At 71.4% G+C, this 482-nt stretch carries 1 pseudogene; it reads left to right on the plus strand.

The features are described from left to right. Positions 1-6: 6 nt before the first annotated feature. Positions 7-482 (plus strand): annotated as a pseudogene (locus Q0938_RS19215) (electron transfer flavoprotein subunit alpha/FixB family protein); the annotation flags it as partial.

Raw genomic sequence — 482 nt, forward strand, 5'->3', positions numbered from 1 at the left:
AACGGGCTGAACATGGATGCGACGAGCAAGGCGGTGACCGCGGTCGCGCCGCTCGGCGATGTGACGCTGCTGGTCGCCGGGGCGGGGGCGCAGGCCGCCGCGCAGGACGCGGCCTCGATCGAGGGCGTGGCGAAGGTGCTGGTCGCCGAGGGTGACGCCTATGCGCATCGCCTCGCCGAGCCGATGGCGGCGCTGCTGGTCGAGCTTGCCCCGGACTACACCCATATCGCGGCACCGGGCACGACGGATGCCAGGAACATCCTGCCGCGCGCCGCGGCGCTGCTGGACGTGATGGTGATCCCCGAGGTCAGCAAGATCGTCGATGCCGACACGTTCGAGCGCAGCGTCTTCACCTCGGCGGCGATCCAGACGGTCAAGTCATCGGACAAGGTCAAGGTCCTCACCGTCCGCATCGCCAGCTATGACGCGGCGGGCCAGGGCGGGTCGGCCCCGGTCGAGGCGGCGCCGGCGGCTGCCGATCC

This window comes from uncultured Paracoccus sp., from assembly GCF_947496875.1.
Classification (GTDB): domain Bacteria; phylum Pseudomonadota; class Alphaproteobacteria; order Rhodobacterales; family Rhodobacteraceae; genus Paracoccus.